Genomic DNA, 1,329 nt, shown 5'->3' on the forward strand with positions numbered 1-1,329 from the left:
CTTGAGCAGCGCGCTCGTAAGGAACGCTCAGTTCGCCGGCCTTGATAACGACAACAGCGCCGTTTTTCAGGGTCACGGTGAGGTCATGGTCGAGTTTTTGGCTGACCGAAACGGTGAATTTCTGTGCCTGGTTCTCGAAGACTGGGCCGTCGCCAGTGATCGAAACAGTCACCTTGTCGCCTTCGCCGGTCGGCTGATCGGTAACGGTAGTGGTGTGCTCTTTCGGATCGAGAGTCAGTTTCTCGAAGTCATCGGCGCCATCAACACCAACGAGTTTGTTGACCAGCGAAGGTTGGCCGCCAGTGAACACGTCGTTGGTGGTTTGAACCACGGCAGTGCCGGTGGTTTCGCCGGCCTTAACGTTAATTTTGGTGCCGTCGCTGAGGGTGAAGGTCAGTGGACCATGGCTCTCCATCGGCAGACCGGCTTTGTTGGTCAGCGTGACGGTGTAGGTCACGTCGCCGCCTTCGGTGACGGTGGTTTTATCCACAGTCAGGGTGGCGACCACTTCGGTTTCGGTGTCGTTCACAACAACCGAAGCATCACCGCCGATCACCAGGTTTTCGAAGGATTTGCCGTCCACGGTGGCGGTGTCGATGCCCATGGGCACGGTTTCGCCGTCTTTATAGACGTCGTCGCCTTGAGCAGCGCGCTCGTAAGGAACGCTCAACTCGCCAGCCTTGATAACGACAACTGCGCCGTTTTTGAGGGTCACGGTCAAATCGTGATCCAACTTCTGGCTGACGCTGACGGTGAATTTCTGTGCTTGGTTCTCGAAGACTGGGCCGTCGCCAGTGATCGAAACAGTCACCTTGTCACCTTCGCCGGTCGGTTGATCGGTAACGGTGGTGGTGTGCTCTTTCGGATCGAGAGTCAGTTTCTCGAAGTCATCGGCGCCATCAACCCCGACCAGTTTGTTGACCAGGGACGGTTGGCCGCCGGTGAACACGTCGTTGGTGGTTTGGACGACCGCAGTGCCGGTGGTTTCGCCGGCTTTGACGGAGATTTTGGTGCCGTCGCTCAGGGTGAACGTCAGCGGGCCATGGCTCTCCATCGGCAGGCCGGCTTTGTTGGTCAAGGTCACGGTGTAGGTGACATCGCCGCCTTCGGTGACGGTGGTTTTATCCACGGTCAGGGTGGCAACCACTTCGGTTTCGGTGTCGTTCACGACTACCGAGGCATCACCGCCGATCACCAGGTTTTCGAAGGATTTGCCGTCCACGGTGGCGGTGTCGATGCCCATTGGCACGGTTTCGCCGTCTTTGTAGACGTCGTCGCCTTGCGCGGCACGTTCGTACGGAACGCTCAGTTCGCCGGCCTTGATAACGA

1 protein-coding gene is annotated in these 1,329 nt (G+C 58.1%); it reads right to left on the bottom strand.

Going from position 1 to position 1,329, the window contains the following annotated elements:
* A partial coding sequence (locus AC19YR_RS24730) for an immunoglobulin-like domain-containing protein (RefSeq protein WP_500600438.1) occupies window positions 1–1,329 on the bottom strand: 1,329 nt, incomplete at both ends.

The sequence above is a fragment of the Pseudomonas sp. MF08817 genome (assembly GCF_059862705.1).